Genomic DNA, 3,109 nt, shown 5'->3' on the forward strand with positions numbered 1-3,109 from the left:
AAGGGTTCCGCCGCATCTTCAGCCGCTTCGACAAGCTCGACGTCATGTTCGCGGCCTTCATCCACTTCGCACTGATCATCGAATCGTTGCGATAGTGTTAACAGGCCCTAGTCGTTCAAGCCGACGCCGCTTCGTTCCGGCTTTGCAGTGGCAGGTAGAGCTTGCCACTGCAAAGCCTCCACTACGCGCCGCGGCTTAACTCCGGTGTTAGGCCCCAATGGAAAGGTCGCTGGAGATTGCAGAACTTTTGATCGCGGTCAGTCGGCTCCCAGAAGATCGACGGCGAAAGCGTTCTGCTTGGTACGAGAGCCAGAAGGAACACTGGGTTGGTTGGCTCGTCCACTACAACAGTTCGGGTGCCTACGGTCGCACGACCACGTCTGGCCGAGATGCGCGGTTCGTGTACAACCATGTCGTCTGCCCGGGGCTGCTCTCATACCTGGCCGATGCGGCGGGCGTCTCCCGTAGACTAGTCCGGCAAGCGAAGCGCATCGCCGCTGGTGAGGGCACTGAAATGGCGCGAGCGGGTGCGATTCGTCGCATCATCCCGTGGGAAACCGTGCAAGGCGCGCTCCTGGAGAATGGATATGCTCGCTTTGTGGCCTAACAATTCGTCCAAGCCGACGCCGCTTCGCGGCGCGGCTTAACTCAGGTGTTAGGCCCCGCACGTGACTAAACCGCAATCGTCAAGAAGGTCAATGCCGCTAACGCGCGATCAGCAGGTTGTCTACTTACGCAGATTCGGCGAGGTTTGGCCTTTGAAGTCTATTGCGATCGCATTAGGCGCGATCGCCGCCGCTTGCGTATACCTATTCAGTCAATCCACGCAGGAACAGCTGCGGGTGGTGGCGCTGTTCGTCGCTGGCGTCAGCGGGCTTGTGGCTGTTGCAATCGCAATGGAGCTTCCGGGGTGGAAGCGCGCAGCCCGGGCAACGCGCACAGGGCGCCGCGTAAAGGGTTTCATCAAGCTCACCGTGGACCGCAGCGATGCCGAAAGTCCCACAATTGTCGGCCGAATGAAGGACGGAAATGCGATCTGGGATCTGCAGTTCAGCAAGCCGATCGGCTGGGAGCCAGATAGTGGCGATTGGCCTTGCGAAATGGTGTTCTTGTCCGGCGAGCCAACGCCCGCACTCGTCGAGCTAGAGGATGGGTTGCTTGTCCCAACACGCAGGTCGCGCCGTCATCTGGGCGGGGCCTAACAAGTCGTTCAAGCCGACGCCGCTTCGCGGCGCGGCTTAACTCAGGTGTTAGCGCCCGCAGTTGAGGTTCGGTATTCGGGGCTTGTCCGTCGCACTCGACCTTTTCCGCTCGTGTGCGGCTGGTACCGCAAAGCAAGTGGCCATGCACCGTGGCGTCGTGCCCGGCCGGTTCGCCGGCTCCACGCAGGCTGCCGCGCCGTGCAGACCGCACAGCCAAGCCGCTGCAGCGCGGCACCCTGCCCGGACACGTCTCGGCGGGTGTGGCAATCAGCTTGCCCTGCAGCATCGGCCCTGCCGCCCTGCTCGCGCAGCGCGGCTCGTTCGGCCGTGCCGCCTCGCTCCCGTCGCGGCCGGGCTCGCGGGCAGCTGCCGTTCCGGACAGGGCGTGGCATGCTCGCGGCCGTAAGTCTTCGGAGGCGCCTGTCCCAACCAGGCCGGGCGCTAACAATTCGTCCAAGCCGACGCCGCTTCGCGGCGCGGCTTAACTCAAGTGTTAGCGCCCACGCATTGAAGCCAGGACGCATGAATGACCTTCTCAAAAAGCTTTTGGAGACGCTGCAGGCCGGAAACTTCCCGGTCTCCGGGCAGCCAGCTCAGACATCTGGGATCATTACACCATCCGAGTTTTTGCAAAGATTTGGAATTACTAGTTTCTATCACTTCACAGACACCCGAAATCTGCCGTCCATCAAGGCCCATGGCGGCCTGCTTCCCTGGTCGCAAATCAAGGGCAACGTTGTTGCGCCGGGCGGAAATGATTGGAGCCACGACGCGGATGCGATCAAAGGACAAGACATCTATGTCCATCTTTGCTTCTTGCCTGAACACCCGATGGAGTTCGTAGCGCGGAAAGACGGGAGAATTCAAGAGTCTCGATTCCTCCGTATTGATCCAAGCGTTATCCACACGCCAGGCGTTCTGTTCTGCCCAGATGTTGCCAATAAATCTGGTGTAGAGATGATGGATCTAACGGCGGCTGTCTCGGAGATGGATTTTGAGATCATAGCCCCTGCGCACAAATGGCTTGATCCATCTTTGCTTGAGCGAAAGAAGCGCGCTTGTAAGTACGAGTTGCTTGTACCCGGGCGGATTCCCCTATCACTAATCTCTGGTATTTAACGTGGCAGAACGCCCCATCTTCATGCCTTCACAAAAAGCCGGCCGACTGGTGGAAGAGACCAGTGTTTCGTTCTTGTGGCACAAGGGCATGGCGCCTTCCCAAAAGAAGAAGAACGTCTCTGAGCTTCACGCGGCGGCCGCAAAGCGCGGCATCGAGCCTTTGCTTGAAGTCTCGTCAAAGTCCGAAGAGAAGCTCGGACAAAGACTCAGCGCCTTCAACCTCAAGGTAGAGCTGGATGAGGGCGGCGTGATCTCACTGGAATGCGCCTTCCAAGGCAGCAAAGTTTTCGAGCACGGCGGCCCTTATACAGACCTGTTTGGTGTGGAGAGCAGAGACGCAAAGCGTGATGAAAGGCTGTCTAGCTCCGGAAAGCTGGTTGGCTTCCGTTTTGAGGGGCAGGACTTCCCGCTCATTCCAAAGACTGCCTTCTATGATTGGCTCTACATAAGAGCGCTTTATCCGCATAGAGAGTTCTTGCAACGCTTACATCGATATGCTGGATTTACGGACATTGAGTTCAATCCGGAAAAGTCCATCAACTGCCAAGCCCGCTCCTGCGCCACATACGTCGCACTAGATCGGCTAGAACTTCTGGACGAGTGCGCGCGATCGTCAGAGCGCTTTATGCAAGTCCTGCTCCCAGACTCTCTAGAACAACCGCACTCAAACAAAGAGCGCCAGAAGTCGATGTTCTGACGGGTGGGCGCTAAGGAAGGTCTGAACAACTCCGCCCGATTGCGCGACAATGCCTCACCGTGATCGGGGTGAGTGCGATGCAGCTGTCGTT

Annotated in this window: 4 protein-coding genes and 1 pseudogene; all 5 read left to right on the forward strand. The window is 58.5% G+C overall.

Annotated elements, in window-relative coordinates:
• Window positions 1-95, forward strand: a pseudogene (locus EYQ95_RS25975) (IS5/IS1182 family transposase); the annotation flags it as partial.
• Window positions 96-217: 122 nt separating this feature from the next.
• Entirely contained in the window at window positions 218-607 is a 390-nt protein-coding gene (locus EYQ95_RS25980; RefSeq protein ID WP_132332083.1) for a hypothetical protein, read from the forward strand.
• 151 nt (window positions 608-758) lie between these two features.
• On the forward strand, window positions 759-1,202 hold the full coding sequence (locus EYQ95_RS25985; protein ID WP_132332085.1) for a hypothetical protein: 444 nt from the start codon (window positions 759-761) through the stop codon (window positions 1,200-1,202).
• A gap of 522 nt (window positions 1,203-1,724) precedes the next feature.
• Window positions 1,725-2,321: a DarT ssDNA thymidine ADP-ribosyltransferase family protein gene (locus EYQ95_RS25990; RefSeq protein ID WP_165924869.1), complete on the forward strand. Its 597-nt coding sequence runs from the start codon at window positions 1,725-1,727 to the stop codon at window positions 2,319-2,321.
• A gap of 1 nt (window position 2,322) precedes the next feature.
• The gene (locus tag EYQ95_RS25995; protein ID WP_132332089.1) at window positions 2,323-3,018 is read left to right on the forward strand and encodes a hypothetical protein; all 696 of its coding nucleotides are present in this window, start codon (window positions 2,323-2,325) and stop codon (window positions 3,016-3,018) included.
• Window positions 3,019-3,109 lie beyond the last annotated feature (91 nt).

This window comes from Lysobacter sp. N42 (genome assembly GCF_004344885.1).